The organism is Olleya sp. Hel_I_94 (assembly GCF_007827365.1).
In the GTDB taxonomy this organism is placed as follows: domain Bacteria; phylum Bacteroidota; class Bacteroidia; order Flavobacteriales; family Flavobacteriaceae; genus Olleya.
Map to the genome: position 1 here is coordinate 1,861,191 of NZ_VISI01000002.1, position 19,208 is coordinate 1,880,398.

General features: G+C 30.2%; 24 protein-coding genes. 4 read left to right on the top strand and 20 right to left on the bottom strand.

The annotated features are described in order from the left end of the window. Window positions 1-153: 153 nt before the first annotated feature. The 15 genes from JM82_RS11535 to JM82_RS11600 form a co-directional block, all read right to left on the bottom strand. Window positions 154-867 (bottom strand): LytR/AlgR family response regulator transcription factor, encoded by a 714-nt coding sequence (locus JM82_RS11535; protein WP_145003928.1) that lies wholly within the window; start codon window positions 865-867, stop codon window positions 154-156. Between the two features lie 13 nt (window positions 868-880). Beyond that, window positions 881-1,198 carry an Hpt domain-containing protein gene (locus JM82_RS11540; RefSeq protein WP_145003931.1) on the bottom strand — a complete coding sequence of 106 codons (318 nt, stop codon included), beginning with the start codon at window positions 1,196-1,198 and terminating at the stop codon, window positions 881-883. Further along, the gene (locus JM82_RS11545) at window positions 1,185-2,249 is read right to left on the bottom strand and encodes a sensor histidine kinase (RefSeq protein WP_145003935.1); all 1,065 of its coding nucleotides are present in this window, start codon (window positions 2,247-2,249) and stop codon (window positions 1,185-1,187) included. Before JM82_RS11545 ends, JM82_RS11540 begins: the two co-directional genes overlap by 14 nt. After that, entirely contained in the window at window positions 2,249-3,382 is a 1,134-nt protein-coding gene (locus JM82_RS11550) for an FIST signal transduction protein (protein ID WP_145003938.1), read from the bottom strand. Before JM82_RS11550 ends, JM82_RS11545 begins: the two co-directional genes overlap by 1 nt. A 2-nt stretch (window positions 3,383-3,384) precedes the next feature. Then, on the bottom strand, window positions 3,385-5,343 hold the full coding sequence (locus JM82_RS11555; protein WP_145003941.1) for a PAS domain-containing sensor histidine kinase: 1,959 nt from the start codon (window positions 5,341-5,343) through the stop codon (window positions 3,385-3,387). Beyond that, window positions 5,343-5,882: a heme NO-binding domain-containing protein gene (locus JM82_RS11560; protein ID WP_145003944.1), complete on the bottom strand. Its 540-nt coding sequence runs from the start codon at window positions 5,880-5,882 to the stop codon at window positions 5,343-5,345. The genes JM82_RS11555 and JM82_RS11560 overlap by 1 nt, the downstream gene beginning before the upstream one ends. A 3-nt stretch (window positions 5,883-5,885) precedes the next feature. Then, window positions 5,886-6,299, bottom strand: a complete 414-nt coding sequence (locus JM82_RS11565; RefSeq protein WP_145003948.1) for a response regulator — start codon at window positions 6,297-6,299, stop codon at window positions 5,886-5,888. A gap of 121 nt (window positions 6,300-6,420) precedes the next feature. Beyond that, a complete protein-coding gene (locus JM82_RS11570; RefSeq protein ID WP_145003951.1) occupies window positions 6,421-6,690 on the bottom strand; it encodes a hypothetical protein in 270 nt (89 codons plus the stop codon). Window positions 6,691-6,809: 119 nt separating this feature from the next. After that, window positions 6,810-7,175, bottom strand: a complete 366-nt coding sequence (locus JM82_RS11575) for an MmcQ/YjbR family DNA-binding protein (protein WP_145003954.1) — start codon at window positions 7,173-7,175, stop codon at window positions 6,810-6,812. Between the two features lie 17 nt (window positions 7,176-7,192). Next, window positions 7,193-7,330: a hypothetical protein gene (locus JM82_RS16415; RefSeq protein ID WP_186439215.1), complete on the bottom strand. Its 138-nt coding sequence runs from the start codon at window positions 7,328-7,330 to the stop codon at window positions 7,193-7,195. A 116-nt stretch (window positions 7,331-7,446) separates the two neighbouring features. Further along, window positions 7,447-8,055, bottom strand: coding sequence for a DUF4230 domain-containing protein (locus JM82_RS11580; protein WP_145003957.1), 609 nt, complete (start codon window positions 8,053-8,055; stop codon window positions 7,447-7,449). Further along, window positions 8,056-8,805 (bottom strand): cyclase family protein, encoded by a 750-nt coding sequence (locus tag JM82_RS11585; RefSeq protein WP_145003960.1) that lies wholly within the window; start codon window positions 8,803-8,805, stop codon window positions 8,056-8,058. It lies immediately after the preceding gene. Between the two features lie 2 nt (window positions 8,806-8,807). Then, window positions 8,808-9,935, bottom strand: a complete 1,128-nt coding sequence (gene hemW, locus JM82_RS11590; protein ID WP_145003963.1) for a radical SAM family heme chaperone HemW — start codon at window positions 9,933-9,935, stop codon at window positions 8,808-8,810. 35 nt (window positions 9,936-9,970) lie between these two features. After that, complete coding sequence (gene ruvC / locus JM82_RS11595) at window positions 9,971-10,525, bottom strand: crossover junction endodeoxyribonuclease RuvC (protein ID WP_145003966.1); 555 nt, start codon at window positions 10,523-10,525, stop codon at window positions 9,971-9,973. Then, a complete protein-coding gene (locus tag JM82_RS11600) occupies window positions 10,526-11,155 on the bottom strand; it encodes an outer membrane beta-barrel protein (RefSeq protein WP_145003969.1) in 630 nt (209 codons plus the stop codon). Between the two features lie 49 nt (window positions 11,156-11,204). Between JM82_RS11600 and JM82_RS11605 the strand changes: the two genes are divergently transcribed. From JM82_RS11605 to JM82_RS11620, 4 genes are read left to right on the top strand one after another with little or no spacing between them, the layout of a single operon-like run. Then, complete coding sequence (locus tag JM82_RS11605) at window positions 11,205-12,179, top strand: hypothetical protein (protein WP_145003972.1); 975 nt, start codon at window positions 11,205-11,207, stop codon at window positions 12,177-12,179. Next, complete coding sequence (locus JM82_RS11610; RefSeq protein ID WP_145003976.1) at window positions 12,173-13,306, top strand: glycosyltransferase family 2 protein; 1,134 nt, start codon at window positions 12,173-12,175, stop codon at window positions 13,304-13,306. The genes JM82_RS11605 and JM82_RS11610 overlap by 7 nt, the downstream gene beginning before the upstream one ends. Before the next feature lie 50 nt (window positions 13,307-13,356). Continuing rightward, window positions 13,357-14,229 carry a hypothetical protein gene (locus JM82_RS11615; RefSeq protein WP_145003979.1) on the top strand — a complete coding sequence of 291 codons (873 nt, stop codon included), beginning with the start codon at window positions 13,357-13,359 and terminating at the stop codon, window positions 14,227-14,229. Window position 14,230: 1 nt separating this feature from the next. Further along, complete coding sequence (locus JM82_RS11620; protein WP_145003982.1) at window positions 14,231-14,968, top strand: Bax inhibitor-1/YccA family protein; 738 nt, start codon at window positions 14,231-14,233, stop codon at window positions 14,966-14,968. Window positions 14,969-14,977: 9 nt separating this feature from the next. Here JM82_RS11620 and JM82_RS11625 read toward each other — a convergent pair whose 3' ends face one another. From JM82_RS11625 to JM82_RS11645, 5 genes are all read right to left on the bottom strand, one after another. Beyond that, the gene (locus JM82_RS11625) at window positions 14,978-15,454 is read right to left on the bottom strand and encodes a hypothetical protein (protein ID WP_145003985.1); all 477 of its coding nucleotides are present in this window, start codon (window positions 15,452-15,454) and stop codon (window positions 14,978-14,980) included. A 58-nt stretch (window positions 15,455-15,512) separates the two neighbouring features. Continuing rightward, window positions 15,513-16,214 (bottom strand): PDZ domain-containing protein, encoded by a 702-nt coding sequence (locus JM82_RS11630; protein ID WP_145003988.1) that lies wholly within the window; start codon window positions 16,212-16,214, stop codon window positions 15,513-15,515. Between the two features lie 132 nt (window positions 16,215-16,346). Then, complete coding sequence (locus JM82_RS11635) at window positions 16,347-17,486, bottom strand: tetratricopeptide repeat protein (protein WP_145003991.1); 1,140 nt, start codon at window positions 17,484-17,486, stop codon at window positions 16,347-16,349. Then, the gene (locus JM82_RS11640; protein ID WP_261375367.1) at window positions 17,487-18,650 is read right to left on the bottom strand and encodes a M56 family metallopeptidase; all 1,164 of its coding nucleotides are present in this window, start codon (window positions 18,648-18,650) and stop codon (window positions 17,487-17,489) included. Between the two features lie 125 nt (window positions 18,651-18,775). Beyond that, window positions 18,776-19,135 (bottom strand): BlaI/MecI/CopY family transcriptional regulator, encoded by a 360-nt coding sequence (locus tag JM82_RS11645; protein ID WP_145003998.1) that lies wholly within the window; start codon window positions 19,133-19,135, stop codon window positions 18,776-18,778. Between the last annotated feature and the right edge of the window lie 73 nt (window positions 19,136-19,208).

A 19,208-nucleotide genomic window follows, 5' to 3' on the forward strand; every position in this document is an offset into this window, starting at 1 on the left:
TTAAACTATCGACGAATGGTAATAATCAACAGATTAGCTATTTTTTTTTACCTTACGTCTATGATTTGTTTAAAAACAACACAAATAAAACACCACCTAACGTGTTAATAAGATATAAGTTAGGTACGATGCAAACAATTTAAAAAGATACTGTTATAGTAAATTTAAACGTTTCATTAATTCTGGTCTATTAGATCGACTTACAGGAATTACGTCTTTTTTGATTAATACACTATTGTCCTCGATATCAATAATTTTTTTAACATTAATAATGTAAGATCTGTGGACTTTTAAAAATAAATCATCGGGTAATTTATCTTCAATTTTTTTTAATGTAGAATGTACTGTATAATTTTTATCCTCTGTTTTAACTTGAATATAGTCACCTTTAGCTTCCACTAAATAAATACTTGGAATATCAATTTTAATTAAACGTCTATCAATATTAACATACAAATCATTACCAGAAGAGGTTTCTACATTTTCAGATTTTGAAACTGGTTTAGCTGTCGTTTCCTTTATTGATTCTGCTTTATCAATTGCTTTTTTAAAACGCTCTAAAGTTATAGGTTTAACTAAATAGTCAACGATACAGTCGTACTCAAAAGCTTGAATAGCAAAATTTGGATCTGATGTTGTAAGTACTATTTTAGGTGGATTTTTAAGGGTTTCGATAAAATCAAAACCAGTAAAATCAGGCATATGTATATCTAGAAAAATTAAATCTACTTCGTTTTGATTTAAATATTTTATGGCTTGCATTGCATTTGGAAACTCTTCCAAAACATTTAGACTTGGTACATTTGAGCACAATTGAGAGATAATCATCCTTGCTGTAGCTTCGTCATCAATGATAATACAATTCATATTTTTTTTATATTTAAATTTCTTCTAGATAGTTTGTTATGCTTTGCAATATCGCTTCAAACTGATCTTTAAGATCTGTAGTACCGTCTAACAAATTGTTTTCGTATGCTACTGCGACTTCATAACCTTTTTCCAGGCCTAAAATACTAATTTTATGCTTAAGTTTATGCACATTATCTGCTGCTAATTTAAAATTATTAGCTTCAAAATTATCAAAATAGACTTGTTTCTCTTCTGGATACTCTTTTTTAATAATATCAATTAGCTTTTGTTTGAAGGCTTCATCACCTCCTGATAGACTGTTAATGTAGGATTGGTTAGGTTGTTCCATTTGGGGATTTTTTTAAAGTGAAATAAAATGTTGTACCAACATTGACTTGAGATTCTAGCCAGATTTTACCACCATATAATTCGACAATTTTTTTAACTATAGACAATCCAATTCCTGTTGAGTCTGGATTGTTTTCTAATTTTATAAAGGTTTTAAATATTTTATCAAAGTAGGATTTATCAATACCCTTACCGTTATCTTTTATGTAAAATTGCCAGTAGCTGGCTTTATCTTCTGCTCCAATTTCAATAACGCCTTGGTCTTTATCATTGTATTTAATAGCATTACTAATAAGGTTTTGAAACAATTGTTGCAACCTATATTTATCACCTTTTATTACTGGTAAATTGGTTTTAGTAACACTAATATTACTTGGTACATGAATAATTTTTAGAATGTTTTCTGTTAGTAGATTAGCATCCACATCATAGGTTTCTATTTGATTTTTACCAATCGTAGAGTATTCTAAAATACCACTAATAAGCGTGTCCATTTTCTCCACGTTATCTCTTATTAGATCTAATGTGTTTTTTCCGTTACTATCAAAAACCTCAGCATAGTCTTCCGTTAACCAAGACGTTAAAGCGTCTATACTACGAAGTGGTGATTTTAAATCATGAGACACCATGTGTGCATAGTCACTAAGTTCCTGATTTTGGTGCGCTAACTCATTTAATAATGCTTGTTTTTGTTTGTTCATTTCAATAATCTCCTTGGTTTGATTATCGATAAAGTCAACTAATTTTGAACCTGTAAGTTCTATATTTTCAGTTTTTTGGTCTTCTTCTAGATTATAAAACTTAAGCGTATCTATAACACTTTTTAGTTTTTGAATAACCACTTTTTGTTCTTCAGCTTCGTTCTGTAATTTTCGATTTGCTGCATACAACTCGTCAGAACTAATAGACATTGCTCTTTGAATCATATGTGATTGCTCGTCAAAATTATTGTAAGAGCTACTTATAGCATTAAAAAACTCTGAAAGTGCGTCGTTGTTTTTTAAATCTTCACTTAAATATTTGCGTATTTGTCTTTTTAATAATGAATTCATTATTCGCTAATTAGCGTTATAGTCATGGTTTGATTATGTAATTGACACGCAACTTCGCCATGAAATGGTGCTATTTCTCCGTAGGAATAAAATCCGCTAATGACTGTATCAGTACCTATGACCTCAATAACTTCTTCAATTTCTTCTTCTACACGTTGGTCTAAAACAATTTTTCTACCAATACAACTTACTAATATGGCTAATTCTGGTTTGTTTTTTCTGTGCGTTAAGGCTTGGGTTGCTGCACGCTCTGACGCATTAGCTATGTGATCCACGTTAGTCATCATTAACTGTACTTTGGAGTTTTCTTTGATATCTCCTGCTAAAATTACAGCATTTTCTGCTTCGTTTATATTTAAAATTGAACGTACTATGGATTGATCTTCGTCTTCAGACTTTACATTTAAAGGATATAATAAAGCTGCTCCTGGAAGGTCTCTAGCTTTGTCACCTAAATACGTTTTGTATAAGTCTAAAGCTGGTTGATCATCCAACTCGTACAACACATTACCACTAGATTTAGTAACAATACGCTCTGGACCAAAAGGTGTCCATCCACCATGAATTGAAAACGAAATCTCAAGTGTGTCTCCATAAAACCCTATAGCAACTAGCTCTCCTTCTTTTGGGTTTTCATTATAAGATGCTAATGTTTTTTCAAAACGCGCATCATCACCACATAGTCCACCTGTTATTAATAGGTTGTCATTTGTAGCAGCACTCATCCCTTTTGTTAATTGGCTTCCGTTAATAAAACTACCTTCTGAGACTACAAAAGCATATTTTAATCCTTCTTCAGGAAATTGTTTTATCAATTCGTTTCCTGTTTTAAAACTATCTAAATCTTTGTTTAGAACGTTACTAGTTTTTATTAAAAACTTACTTTTTTCAAATTGTATAGCTGTAACTGTAATACTATTTTGATTAACTGTATTAGACGAAATTTCTGCACAAGAAGATGCAAAAACAATATGCCCATCAGGAAAAATTTGTCTAAGATCTTGGTATACCGTTTTTTCTTCCAACATAAATCTATTTCCAAAAACCAATACTAAAGGCTCTATTAGATCCTGTTTTTCAACAACATATTCCCAATTTTTATTTTTATGTTTTACTAATTGTACTGTTTTCATTGCTATTTTTTTAATGTAAAATAAAAAGTGGTTCCTACAGTTGGTTGACTATCTAACCAAATTTCTCCGTCATGTAAATTAACTATCTTTTTTACAATAGATAATCCAATTCCTGTAGAGTCTTTACTTTTATTAAGTGCATGGAATATTTTAAATATTTTATCATGAAACTTTTTATCAATTCCCATACCATTATCTTGAATTGAAAACTTGTAGTGACTTTTTAAATCCTCCACATCTATGATAATATGTCCTTCTGTTTTATCAATAAACTTTACTGCGTTACTAATTAGATTTTGAAATAACTGCTGTAATTTGGTTTTATCACCATTAATATTTGGTAATGTTTTAAGGCTTTTAATGTGTATATGGTCAGGAATGTAGAGCATACTAATTAGCTCACTAACCATACTATTTAAATCTACTTCAGATTTTGCTGTATTATCAGCTCCTACGCTAGAGTAATTTAAAACATCTGTAATTAGTTGCTCCATTTTTTCTAGAGTAGATTCTATCAATGCAAAATTTTGAAGACTTACATCGTCTAACTTTCCTTGATTGTCTTCTTTTAACCAACTAATTAGTGCGTCTATGCTTCGTAAAGGCGATTTTAAATCGTGTGAAACAATGTGTGCATATTCTTGCAACTCGTCATTACTTTTTTCTAATTTGGCTAAAAGTTTTTCTTTTTGAAGCTCTAAATTTTTAATTTCGGTGATGTCTAAATGGATCCCAATTGACCCTACAATGTCACCTTCTATATTATAATTAGGTGCACCACTAATTAACCAATATCTTATTTCTCCAGCTTTATTTTTAACCTTAAGCTCATAGGAATTAGACAATCCTTTTTGGCGCTTTTTATTTTGTTCTTTTATAATGTCAGAACCATCTTCAATTGGAAAAATTTGTGCTGCATTTTTTCCTTTTAATTCCTTTTCTGTATAACCTGATAATTGCTCAAAACTTTGATTTACCATCAATATTTGGTCTTGATTATCAACCTCAATCAGACCTAAATTCATGTTAGCAATTATGTTGTAATATTTTTGTTTTTGTGCTTCTAAACTTTTTCGGTAGGTACGATTTAAGGTCACATCTTTGAATGTCCACAAATACCCTTTGGACTTTTCGCCAATTATAATTGGTGTATAATTACGTTCTAAAATTTTACCATCAACCATTTCTAGTTCATCACCAAGTACCACTTGTTTAGCCTCATCAATTGCTCTCATTCTTTTTAAAAACCCATCTGGATCTTTAAATAATATTTTATTTTGCTCTGAAGCTGCTTTACAATCTATACCTATTAAATCTTTGGGAGTTGTATTTATTCCGAAAAGCTCACAAAATTTATTATTAGTTAGTACTATGTTTCTGTTTTCATCTTCCAAAACAATACCACTATCCAAATTAACAACTAGCGATGCTAATCTGTTTTCAGATTCTATTAATTTTTCTTCAGAAATTTTTTGATTGGTGATATCTCTAACAATACCTTGTGCAGCAACTGGCTTTTTATCTTTATCAAAAATAATACTAGCATTAATGTGCACCCATTTTACCTCTTTAGATTTGGTGTATACTCTGGCTTCATAACCTTTAAAAAAACCCTTAGTGTATAACTCATAAAAAGAAGTCATAGCGTATTGGTAGTCTGCCTTATATATAAGATTGGTAACATTTACTTTATCTCTAGAGACATCGTAACCAAATAATTTTGTTGCAGCTTCGTTAAATTTTATGACATCGCCTTGAAGATTCATTACGACATAGGCATCAGCTATATTCTCGAAAACGCCTTGTAGCTGTGACGATTTTTCGTCCAATAACTGCTCTAACCTTTGAGATGTAAAGTAGAGTTCTCTTGATTTTTCTTCAAGAATTTTTTCAGCAGCTTTTCTTGCTGCCTTTTCTCTAGTTAAAGCACGCTTTAATATTTCTGACTGATCTTGACTCATTAATTTTTATTAATAACAAATCTAACTTCTGTACCGTCTTCTTTAATTTTTTGTAAATCTATAGTTGCTGTTGCATTAAAATGCGCGAATGTTTTATTCATTAACCCTAAACCAAAGTGATGCATTGCTCTGCTTGAAGTATATATCATTACTAAAGAGTTTTCAGTTTTTTCCACTACTTCAAACGTTGGTAATTCTGCGTCAGGATAAATTTTTCTAACTTCTACATGAATATGATTTTCAATAGATGAAATCATCTCGATTGGATCTTTATAGGTTGCTAAAAGTCCTGGATAACTATTTTCTATTACACTAAAAAAGTGCTCTGCATAAACCAGTAATAAGTTATCTATTGAAATACCAGTATTTTCGCTTAAATGCGTTAAAAGCTGAAGCATTTCTGAAAAACTATACGTCCCAACAGCTGTGTAAACTCCATCGGATTCTAGCGTAGAGCTGGTTATTATATTGTCAACCATTTCTAGACCAAACTTGTCTTCTACTAACTCTAAAAATTCTGTAAAAACTATACCCTTCATTACTTATACTACTATTAATTCATTTATACTCCAATAGGCTAATAATCTTTCAATTTTGATTACGTAATCCTCATATTTTAAAGGCTTAATCACATATCCTGCTACACCAGTTTTATAACATTCTAACAAGTCTTTTTGGTTATTAGACGTTGTCAAAATTATTGTAGGAATATATTTTAAAACATCATCCTTCTTTAAAATTTTTAAAAACTCTATACCATTAATTTTAGGCATGTTTAAATCTAATAAAATTATGTCAGGTAAGTTGTCTTTTTTCTCTAATATTTGCAATGCAACTTCACCATTATTAGCTTCAATAATAGTATGGTCTAATTTTAGGGTAGAAATTGTTCTGTTCAATTTCATTATTTCAATCATGTCATCTTCAATTAGAAGAATTTTCAGTTTTTTAATCATCTTGAGGGTATTTGTATTAATCCGTCGAAATTTACCCCTTAATCAAGGTTTAAAATTTATATTTCGGTTAGACTTTAATAACTGTCGACGGATAGCGTTTAAGTGTCGACGAATGGAAAATCTACTTTTGTTTTTTATAAAAACGAATAGATTGTATTGTATTTAGCTTAGCAGACTGCTTAATTATAGATAGCTCTTGAAGAAAACTAAGAGAATAACTATCTACGTCTTTATTATCTAGATGCATTTCAAAATTTGAAATAAATTCTAATTGCTTTAAATTTAAATACAAACTTTTACTATACTGGTTGTCATACATATTATCTAATGTATTGTCTTTAACATTAGTTATGACTTTTATTTTGGCTTTGAAAAAATTGAGAACACTCATACTGTGAGAATATATGTTTAATGGTGTCAAAGGTAACATGGTATATAGTGTTGAATTTTTTATTTCTTTAAAAGAGAATTATATATAGATAAGTTGCAGTTAAGTGTCGATAAATGTTTTTAAGACTCTAATTCTAACCGAATTTTTTTAGTCATTCCTTTGATTACCATATCATAGGAGTGGTCTATTAATTGCTTTATAAATTCTGGTTTTAAGTCGGCTTTATGGATGTAGACCGTATTCCAATGTTTTTTATTGGAGTGCCAACCAGGTACTATGCTTTCATGAGCTTCACGAAGGTTTATAGCATATTCTGGGTCGCACTTTAAGTTTATAGATGCTAGTCCACGCTCCCATTTTTCTAGTGGTACTAATGCAAACATTTTACCTAATACTTTAAACACTAAGGTACTTTCATCAAACGGAAAAGAATTGGTAACCTTAGGCTTACTTAAGCAATAGGTACGTAATTGCTCTATATCCATATAAAGTCAAATTAATTTTATTTTTGATGTTTTGTATTAGACTTGCTAGATTGCCTCCTTAATTTTTTTAAATAATGGGCTTCTTCCTTAGTTGCGATTGGCGGAATGTCTAGGCTTAATAAAGTATCATTAATGTATTGTAAAAATTTGTTCATAACTAATAGCTTTGGTTCTATAAATCAAGGTATTAAAACATAAATAGGTTACCACAAATATACATCCTTAAAACATCAAATCTGACTAAATACTGATTTAATCGACCAAATGCGCTTTATTTTAATAACTTATCTTGTTTAGCACTAATTTTTAAAGCAGAATAGTCCAAAGTCCAACCAATAGTTTCTACAATATTTTCAACAAGAAGTAAAGATTCTAAAGCTTCTTTTTTAGCCACATTATACAATCCGCTTTCTGGAACTTTGTCTCTAATATGTTGCTTAGCTTCCTCGCTTAAATTGGTCAAATCTGTGGCTTCAAATCTATTAAAGTAGCCATCTTTTTTATCGTAATAATTAATATTAGTCTCGATAGACAAAATTTCTGGCTGCGGAAAATGACTAATAGTTACGGTCTTTTTTTTATGATTTGATGTTAATTCAATTTTATTAAAATCGTAGCCAACATAGGCTTTAGCATTAATTACTACTAAGGCTTTTTTCTTGCTTGACACTAATTTTAAAAACCGTTCTTTAACGTCTTCATAGTGATAGATTTCGGCAAAGTCCCCTTCTACAGTTATAAATTTACAGACCTTTTTTATTTTATCCAATAGTATAACAGACTGTGCTGTTACCTTTTTTTTGTTTTGTAAATGATTATAAAGCGTGTAGACACCTAACCCTAGGATTCCTCCTATAATTAAAGTAAAAAATGTTTCCATTTAATTTTCGATTTTATATAATATAGGTTTACTTGGTGTTGCATCATTCTCGATTGGAGCGATTTGAAGATTTAAAATATACTTCCCTTCTTCAATTTTGTTTGACACGTATATAAACTCTGTAATTGTGGCATCTTTTCTAATCTTACCATTAAAATCCCAAAAAGCTTTATGTGCTAATAGTTTGCCATCATCCTTCTCTTTATCAATACTTGGTAAGTCAATCAATAAGTGTTTTACTCCTATTTTTTTTATAAATAAAGCAGCCTCCTCTGTTAAATAAGGCCAGTTTGTATTGGAGTATTGTCTAGATTTTTTCTCTTTAGTATTAGGCATTGTCCTTATAACTAAAGCCTTAGGTTTACGCTGTTTTAATAAATATTGTAGTTGCGCTTTTGATATCACCTGATCCTCTCCTATTAACTCTGGTGCTACAGAAATAACTTCAGCTAAATAAAAAAACTGTTTTAAGCATTTATTTACACTATAAAACTGCTCTGTAATATGACCAACACACTCAGTATGTGTACCATGTGCATGTGGATTAAATTGAATGTTATTAAAATTTATCGATGCACCTTCTTTAACGCTTGCTGTCCAGTCGTTAACCACAACAGGTTCTATTTTAGGAGCATCAACATACCAAGCATTAGCATTGGATATTGAAGCGCGAAGTGGCATAGATATGTCTAAAGGTTGCGCTAAGTTTACGGTATATTTTTTATTGTTTATGGTTATTGTAGAAATCAAAATTAGATAATTTTAAATAAGTCCGAAGCAATTCCGTCGCTTAGAAACTTACCGGTTTTTGTTGTTTTTAAGTTGTTATCCTCAATATACAACATTTGTTTGTTTATATACTGATTAGCTTGTTGCAACAAGTATTCCAAAAAAGATTCTCCAAACTGTTTTTCAATTTTATCTAACGAAACTCCCCAAATAGTACGTAATCCAGTCATGACGTACTCATTATACTTATCATTTACAGTCAAAGTTTCTACCTCCAATGGTAATTGATTAAGATTAATTTTGGAGATATAAATCGCGTTGTTTTTTACATTCCAAGCACGCTGACCTCCATTAAAACTATGAGCAGAAGGTCCAATTCCCAAATATGGTTTACCTAACCAATAGGCACTATTGTTTTTACTATAAAAGCCTTTTTTTCCAAAATTGGATAACTCGTAATGATCAAAACCTGCTTGCTCTAATTGCTCTATTAAAATATGAAATTGCTCGTGTGCCAAATCGTCATCCACATTATCTATAATCCCTTTTGCAATAAAACTAGCTAGTGCTGTTTTAGGCTCAACGGTTAAAGCATAACTAGAAATATGTGGTACACCAAAGCTTAATGCAGTTTGTATATTATCCAACCATTCTACATTTGTACTATTTGGTATTCCATAAATTAAGTCTAAACTTATATTATCAAAATATTGGGTTGCTAATTGCAAACAGCGCTTAGCTTCTTGCGCATTGTGTGCACGATTCATTAGTTTTAAATCCTTTTCATAAAAAGATTGAATACCAATACTAAGTCTATTAATAGGACTTTTAGAAAGTTTAATTATAACCTCTTCGTTTAAATCGTCAGGATTTGCCTCTAAGGTGATTTCTGGATTATCTGTGACTTTATAGTTTAAATAGACACTATCTATCAAGTATTGCAATTCGTCTGCAGACAAAACACTTGGTGTACCTCCTCCAAAATAGATGGTTTCTACCGTTATATTTTTAAACTCGTCTTTACGTAATTCCATTTCTTTCGCTAAAGCGAAAATAAGCTGATCTTTCTTTTTCATGGACGTCGAAAAATGAAAGTCACAATAATGACAGGCTTGTTTGCAAAACGGTATGTGTATGTATATTCCTGACATTTTATTAAGCTATTAGTTGTAAAATATAAGAGTTTCTATTTTTTAACGCGCTTTTCATTCTGCTTTACAAAACTTGCCCAACCTGTATAACTTTTACCAATCTCTACACGTCCTTGATTGTAAAAATGGCACACAGCTGCTCCAAGTCCATCCATCGAATCTAGATTTTTTGGTAAGGTTTTAATACCCAACATGCTTTGTAACATTTTAGCAACTTGCTCTTTACTAGCATTACCATTACCTGTAATTGCCATTTTAATTTTTTTTGGTGCATACTCTGTTATTGGTACTTCGCGACTTAATCCTGCAGCCATAGCCACACCTTGTGCACGACCTAACTTAAGCATACTTTGTACGTTTTTACCAAAAAAAGGTGCTTCGATAGCAATCTCATCTGGATGATGAGTTTCAATTAGCTCTATGGTACGATCAAAAATTAATTTCAACTTTAAATAATGGTCATCGTATTTTTTAAGATCCAATTCATTTAATTGAATAAGACTCATTTTTTTGTTAACCACCTTTATTAAACCAAAACCCATAATGGTTGTTCCTGGATCAATACCTAGTATAATTTGTTCTTTACTCATTTAGTTACATGTATAACAACCACTTAACGATACAGCCACACCAACAGTTACAGTCAACATATTGCCATTAAAAGATCCATAACCTTCTGTAATTGGGTCAAAATTGTCTGCAAAACCTAATATATAGGAGGCATCCACAAACGCTGAAACTGTTTGACTTATTCCGTAGTGAAACTCCATGCCACCCATTGCATTTAAAAACGAGGTTTTATTATCACCATAATCTCCTAATGGTTTTATCATAGAGTAACCAGGACCAACATGAAATAACATTCCAGTTCCAAACGGTAAAAAATTAAAATCGCGTGTAGCATCATACACAAACTGTAAATTTACACGTGTGTAGTTTGTTTTAAACTCTGGTGTATTATCTGCATGTGCAAAACGGTTATAACCAAAGTCTAATTTTGCTCCTAATTGTGGCGTAAACATACGTTGAACACCTAAATTTATGGTTGGAAAATTAATACTATTAGCTTCAAAGGGAGTCACCAATCCGTCTTGTGATGGACTGTTAAAACCTACAGCAAATAAGGCTTTCCATTTACTAGTTTCTATTTGTGCGTCTGCTGTACTTAAAGTAAAAACAGCAATTAATAGTAAGCAATAGTGTTTAATAGTAGATAACATTGTGTAATATTTAGTTTAATTTGCAAACGTCAACATTGGCGCAACTTTTATGCACAGCAACTTGCCTTACAAAACTAAACAATTCTTTTTTGTACTTATTAAATTAAGTATAGTTGTTGGTGCATTTTATTTTATCTACCAAAAACTACTTTATAATGACACTTTAAATTTTAGTCATTTTATTCACTTTTTAAACCAAAACAAACTGTTTAGTCTAAAAAACATAGTGATTTTAAGTTTTTTAAGTGGTTTAAACTGGTTTATAGAAATTATAAAATGGCGTTTTTTAGTATCCAAACTTAAGGTTCTGTCGGTTTTTGAAGCTTCAGAGCAAAGTTTAGGTGCCTTAACAGCATCTTTATTAACACCTAACCGTATTGGAGAATATGGTGCCAAAGCCATTTACTACCCAAAAGCGCACCGAAAACGCATATTACTAATCAATTTAATTAGTAATATGATGCAAATGGGTATTACGGTTATTTTAGGCGTTATTGGTTTTATTTTATACCATAATACGTATGACACAACTATTGATTTTATTAAAATATCAAGAGGGTTACTTATAGTTATCACTATTATTATGATAACACTACTTGTATTAAAACAAAGCACGTATAAATTAAAGGGGTTTTCTATTCAAAAAATAACAAATTATATCAAAACACTAGGTTTACCATACATTACAATTGGCTTAGTACTATCGTTATTACGATATATAATATTCTCTTTTCAGTTTTATTATATTTTAATCCTTTTAGGAATTGAAATAAGTTATCCTAATGCTATGGTAATAATTACAACACTGTATTTACTAACATCTATTATTCCGACAATTTCAATTTTTGATGTGGTTATAAAAGGAAGCGTTGCCATTTATTTATTTGGATTTGCTAACATTGCAGAACTTCCTGTTTTAAGCTGTGCGTTAATTATGTGGTGTCTTAATTTTGCATTACCAAGCCTAATTGGAAGCTATTTTGTTTTACGCTTTAATCCAATAAAAACCAACGTTAAATGCTAATCACCTTTGTAATTATTACTATTCTGTATCTGTTTTTAATAGGCTTTTTTGTACTAGGGTTTGATAAAGTAAAACAATTTAGACTACAAGATATTACTCCAAAGACCACGTTTACGGTAATTATTCCGTTTAGAAATGAAGCCGAAAATTTACCAGAATTATTAGACTCTCTTTTAAACTTAAATTATCCTAAACATTTATTTGAGGTTGTTTTAGTAAATGACGACTCACAAGATGATTCGGTTAAAACCATTAAAAATCAACTATCTAATAGCCAAACCACTCAGTATAACATTAAAATAATAGACAATCAACGCGAAACAAATTCACCAAAAAAAGACGCTATAACATCTGCCATTAAACAAGCTAAACACCAATGGATTATTACCACAGATGCAGATTGTATTGTACCCATCTATTGGTTGGATAGTTTTGATAACTTTATACAAAGCCATACTGTAAAAATGATTGCTGGACCAGTATGCTATAATCAAAACAAAGGACTATTAAATTATTTTGAAACTTTAGATTTTTTAAGTCTAATTGGTGCTACCATTGGTGGTTTTGGCATTAATAAACCATTTTTATGTAATGGCGCAAATTTAGCTTATCAAAAACAGTTTTTTAAACAACTAAATGGTTTTGAAGGCAATACAAATATTGCCAGTGGTGATGATATTTTTTTAATGGAAAAAGCTTTAAAAACTGATAATCAAAGCATTCTATATTTAAAAAACAATCAAGCTATAGTTACCACAAAACCGCAAAGTAATCTTAAGAACTTAATATCACAGCGTGTACGTTGGGCTAGCAAAACTAGTAATTACAAGAATAATTTTGCCAAAATTGTTGGGCTACTAGTATTACTAATGAATGCTAGTCTTGTAATTGGATTACTATTAGTGGCTTTAGGACTATTTGCATTAAAACCTTTTGCTTATCTATTTTTTATAAAAGTAGCTATAGACTTTATACTAATTTATAAAGCCTGCCAATTATTTAATAAAGAAGAATTGCTTAAGCATTATTTGTGGAGCTGTTTTATTTACCCATTTTTTAGTGTTTATATTGCCTTTATATCTATGTTTACAACCTATAAATGGAAAAACCGAACATTTAAGAAATAGCTTTTTCAGCCAAAAACATTTACTTTAGCATTAAACCAAACTACAGCATTATGAAAACCCTAGTTTTATTTTTAGCCTTAAGCTTTACAACGCTTACTATTGCACAAAACTCGTATACGTTTAATAACGAAAAAATTGAACTTAAAACAGAGGTAGAGGGTGACTACGACTTGTTATGGAACACCTTTGAAGGACGTTATCGTTATTTTATTAAAGGTCAAAATGAAGTCTTAACAGAATTGACAAACACTAAAGGTGCAGACAATAAATATGATAATGCTTATCAAACTACTTTAAAGGCTACAACAGGTCAAGATGCCTCCAAAGTAAAACTAACACTTTACAGTCTAAAAAATTTTATTAACCAAGCCAATGCATTAAGCGATGCTAGTTATACATATAATAGCGATAGGCCAAAATTAAAAACTAGAGTTGGTATTTTTAGCGGTTTAACCAACCATCCTTTTGTGGTTAATCCAGACAATAAATCGGTACCCTTTTTTGGAGCAGAATTGGAAGTATTTCAGGACAATCCAACACCAAAACATTCTGGGTTTTTAAATATACGTAGTGCAGGAGATACTGACGATTTTAAATATAGCGCAACCCAAATTGCTTTAGGTTACCGATTTAGATTTTTAAACAAACCAAGCTTTAATATTTACGGACAAACTAAGTTTGCTACTTTTACTACATCCAAAACTACTATTACCTATCAAGACCCTAATAATACGGAAACAATAATTATTGATGAAGTAAAAAATTCTGGGTTTGATGTGCCTTTAATTTTTGGTTTAGGAGCTGATTACAAATTAGGAAATGGGTATATCACGCTTGTTGTGGATTCGTTATTTGCAGCTTTTATAGATAACGAAGGTAACTTTCCTTTGGATCTTGCTTTAGGCTATAAGTTAAATTTATAACATGCGTTATTTAGAAAAAACTTCTAATCCAGCATTTACAAATTACTTTTGGAAAAATCAAAATCCTGCTTCTGGTCATAAAATGACAGTTACAGGTATTATGACCAAAACCTTATTTTGTTTACTAGTTATAACAACTATTGTTGTTGCCATCTGGAAGCTTTATGCCAACGGAACCAGTATTAAATGGTTTGCTTCTGGAGGTATGCTTGCTACTATTGTTATTAGTATTGTGCTTTCTGTTAGACAACAGTGGGCTCATGTTTTAGTACCATTGTATGCTGTCGCAAAAGGCTTTTTTCTTGGTGGTATTACTGCTTATGCTCAGGCTAGGTTTCCGGATTTACCGTATCAAGCCATAGGTGTAACTATCGTAACCTTTTTTGTGGTTTTGTTTTTATATCAAACCCGTTTAATTGTAGTAACCAACACCACTAAAAGTGTTATTATTACCGTGTGCACGACTATATTTTTAGTATATATTATCTCTTGGATTTTAAGCCTTTTTGGAATTAAATCTTTTATTTGGGGAACCTCTTGGCTAGCTATTGGTTTTAATATTTTTGCAACCATTTTTGCCGCATTATCCCTTTTATTAGATTTTGATTACATAGAAAGACAAAAAAACAAAGCTTCCAAGTACAAGGAGTGGATGGCAACTTGGGGACTTTTAGTTACTTTAATTTGGTTGTATGTTGAGATTTTAAGACTAATGAAAAAGTTTGCTATTAGATTTTAATAACCACCATTAATTAACCCGTAAAACTATAGGTAATTTAAACTGAGACTTTACCTGTTGTCCACGTTTGATAGCTGGATAAATTGTAGGTAGCGTATCCAGGCTATTAGTAATTATAGTTTTAATTTCTGGAATTTCTAGGGTAGTAATACTATCTATTTCTATAGCATTTATAACTAATTCTCCTTTTTCTGAAATTAATAAGGATAATAAAATTGTGTCATTTATATCCTGAGACACAATAATAGTTTGTTCTTGCAATTTACTTGAGATATGATTAGCTAAGGTTGTCTCAAAACACTGTTTAGCATCTAATTTTAACTGTAAAGTATCGCAAGTTTTAAAACTTGGATAACTGTCTACTTCTTTCCAATTAAAAGTTTTGAGTTCTTTTTTTAAAATAGCTTCAGAAGAGGTCTTCTCTACATCAAAATATTGACAAGAGGCCAACATCAAACACAGTAAGAAAACAGCTATTTGCTTCATAATTAACTAATATAGCCGAAAAGTACAACTTTTTTAAATGACAGAAACTGGTATGTTATTAATTTCTTTTAACTACAAACAGATTAGAATAGGTTGTATTGTCTTTTGAAATTTTTAATACATAGACACCATCCTCTAGTTTATCTACATTTATGACTTCGTTTAAATCACCTTTAGTAAAGCGTTTTTTGTATTGTTTTACAAGTACACCATTAGTCATGTAAATAGCAAAATTATACTCACCTTTAAGGACCGCTTTAAAAGCCACATTTAACTGGCTTACTGCAGGATTTGGATAAAGACTAATATTTTGTTTAGATAAGGTAGTTGTTATTGCATCGCAGCACACTTCCTCTTGAACTACTTTGGATGATTTAGCACCTAATGTGATTGTTTTTACACTTATTTTTCCGTCACGTTGAATCGTTAACTTTACAGTATCAAAAGGCTGATAAGCTTTTACAGCATTCATAGCATCACCTCTTCTATTTACTTCTAAATCGTCTATTGCCAAAACTAAGTCGTAGGGTTGCAAGTTGTTTTCTGCAGCAGCAGTATTATCTATTACTTTTAGGATAATAACACCTTGATCTGTTTTACTTTCTTTATCACATGGACTACCAAACTGAACACCTAAAAAAGCAGTTTCGTATACTATTTTATCAATTGTGCAGGTTTGTTTACAATCATTAGCGGTTTGTGCATTTACTATACTTGCAAAACTTACTAAAGCAAAAATCAAGGGTAGACATCTTTTCATAATAATAGAAATTTAATACATTTCAATATATAGTATTTTTCATACAAAGTTATTAATTATACTAATAAATTTGATTTTTGATATAAATCCTAGATAAAAATCCAATTATACCGATGATCTAACAATATGAATTTATTCAGTTTTATTTTGAAATTTTTCGCTTTTGTACGTCGCTAATTTAACCTTTAATATTTCTGAATATTTACTGTCCGGAAATTGATTAATATACTTTTCAACCTCTTTTTGTTTAGCGTCAAGGTCTTTAAAATAATCCAATTTTGTAAAGGTCCTAAAAAAGTAATTAGACTCTGTCTTTGGATTTTCTTTTATTGCATTAGTAAAAGCCTGAATCGCTTGGTCTGGTTTATCTTGTAAATTGTACAAAACACCTAATTTAGCATACTGCTCATCCAAGGGTTGATCCTGCAGTTTAATTGCTTCTAAAACATGCTTTTCGGCTAAATCATATTCACGGATTTGTTCATAATTGATACCTAATAAATAATGATTATTAGCATCCTTTGGGTCTAACTTTAAAGCTAGGTCTAAATATTTTATAGCCTTACTGTAATAGTAAACTTTACCATAACAATACCCTAATTTTTCGTAAACAAACTTAGTTGTTTCGCCCAAATCTAAGAGTTTTAAAAACTGACTTATGGATTCATGGTACTCATTATTTAAATAGTATTTTTGAGCAATAAGTCCTATTAATTGCTTGTTATTAGGATAGGATTCTAACCCTTTATTTACATAATCTTCAACTTTTTTAAATGCTCTTTTTTGGAGACTGTATTTAGCCAATTCAAAAATTACTTTTTGATGTGTTTGATCAAGTTGAAAGGCTTTTAAAAAATTATTCTGAGCAGTTTCAAAATCGTTTGAAGCATTACCAACCAACCCTAAATAATAGTAGTAATTAGGGTTAGATTGATCTGCTTTTATTAGGTCCATCAAATGTTTTTTAGCTTGGACTAATTGACCATTTTGAAACAATAATTTACTTAATTCAAACTTAAATAAAAGATTATTTGGACTATTTACTACTGACTTATTATAGTAGCCTACTGCTTGGTCATAGTTGCCTAAATATTGATAGGATTTGGCTATTTTATCCGTATAATCTGCAGTATTATCTAACTGATTATAAAATTGGATTGCCTTAGTGTAATTTCCGTGATTATATAAACTATCTGCAGTTTCTAGAATGGATGTTTGAGCGTTAACACTAACAAATAAGAAAATACTGACTATGACACTAAAGGTTTTCATTTATTTAATTTTAAACGCGATTGGTAAACCGTAAACAACATCTACTGCTTTACCTTCATGCATACCAGGTGTCAATTTAGGTAAATTATTTATTACACGATTGGCTTCTACCTCAAGATCAGGATGTTCTGCTCTTGACATGACATCAATAATCTCTCCTGTTTTACTTATTTTAAAACTTACAAACACCTTAGTGATTCCTTTTTTTAAATCTAAATTATCAGCTAATTTAGTATTAAAATTGTTTAGGACATGATTAGATACTTGATCTGAAAAACATTTTTTTTGTTGGTCTTTGTCAACAAGCGTTTTACAGGCTTCAAATAAAGGGGATTGATCAATAGCAGAAAATGGCAGGTCTACACCTATTTGCTTACTGTTGTTTACATCTAATGTTTCGGTCTGCATATTTACTATTGGGTCTTTGTTTACTTCACTTTCGTTGGAACAAGATGAATAGACTAACATTCCTAAAACCATAGGAATTAATAATAAATACTTAACTAAATGTGTCTGTTTCGTTTTTGATTTTTGTAACATAATGATTCGTTTTTTGATTAATGATTGATTGAAAAATGGATTGATAAAAGCATACGTTTTAACATTAAAAACTTGCTGTAATAATTGTTGATAATACTCTGATTTATTGAATTCTACTGCATTTTGATCCGCTAAAAATTCGTGAATATTACTAATTCTGATTTGATATAAATACACTAAAGGATTAAACCATAACACAATCTTTAAGACCTCAAACCACAACAAATCAAAGGTGTGTTTTTGTTTGGCATGTATCTTTTCGTGTTCAAAAACAGATTGCCTCTGAGTGGTTGTTAATGTATCTCCTAAAAAGATATAATTAAAAAAAGAGAAGGCTGTGTTTGTTTCTTTTAAATGGACAATAGTTAAGTTATGGTATTGGCTTTTTGGATTTTGATGGATAAGTTTTATAATCTTAATTAGCTTGATAATAAATAAAATAAAAATAAATAATGTGACCAATAAATATCCATTAGTTACTGTAAATACAGTATTACTTAACGCATATGTTGGTGATTGATTATTTAAATTCCCTAAAACTAATTCTGGTAATACCATTATAGATGATGTATCTATTAGGTTATTAAACCCACTAACTTTAACTAAGGGAATAACTAATGACATTAAAGATGTAATTAACAAATACAACCTATTGTGACTAAAAAAAGTATCTCTTTTTAAAAACAAATCATAGACTATTAAAAATAATAGCTGAAATAAAATACTCTGAAACAAATAACTTATCATGACTATTCTTTTTTATTAATCTCCTTTAATACCGTTTCTAACTCGTTTAAACTAATGTCATTTTTTTTAACAAAAAAAGAGACCATACTTTTAAACGAACCTTGAAAATAATTATCCACCAATTTAGTAATCGATTGATTACTATAATCTTGTTTTTTTAAAACAGGAAAGTAAATATGTCCTTTTCCTTGTTTTTTATAATCTACAAACCCCTTAGATTCTAAAATCCTAACAATGGTGGACACTGTATTATATGCTGGCTTAGGTTCTGGTAAAAACTCAATTATTTGTTTAACATTAGCATTTTCTAGCTGCCATAAAACTTGCATAATATCCTCTTCTGCTTTGGTAAGTACTTTCATTTTTTTTAAACTAACTTTTTAGTTGAATGACTCAAATATAACTAAAAATATAGTTTAAACTAATTTTTTAGTT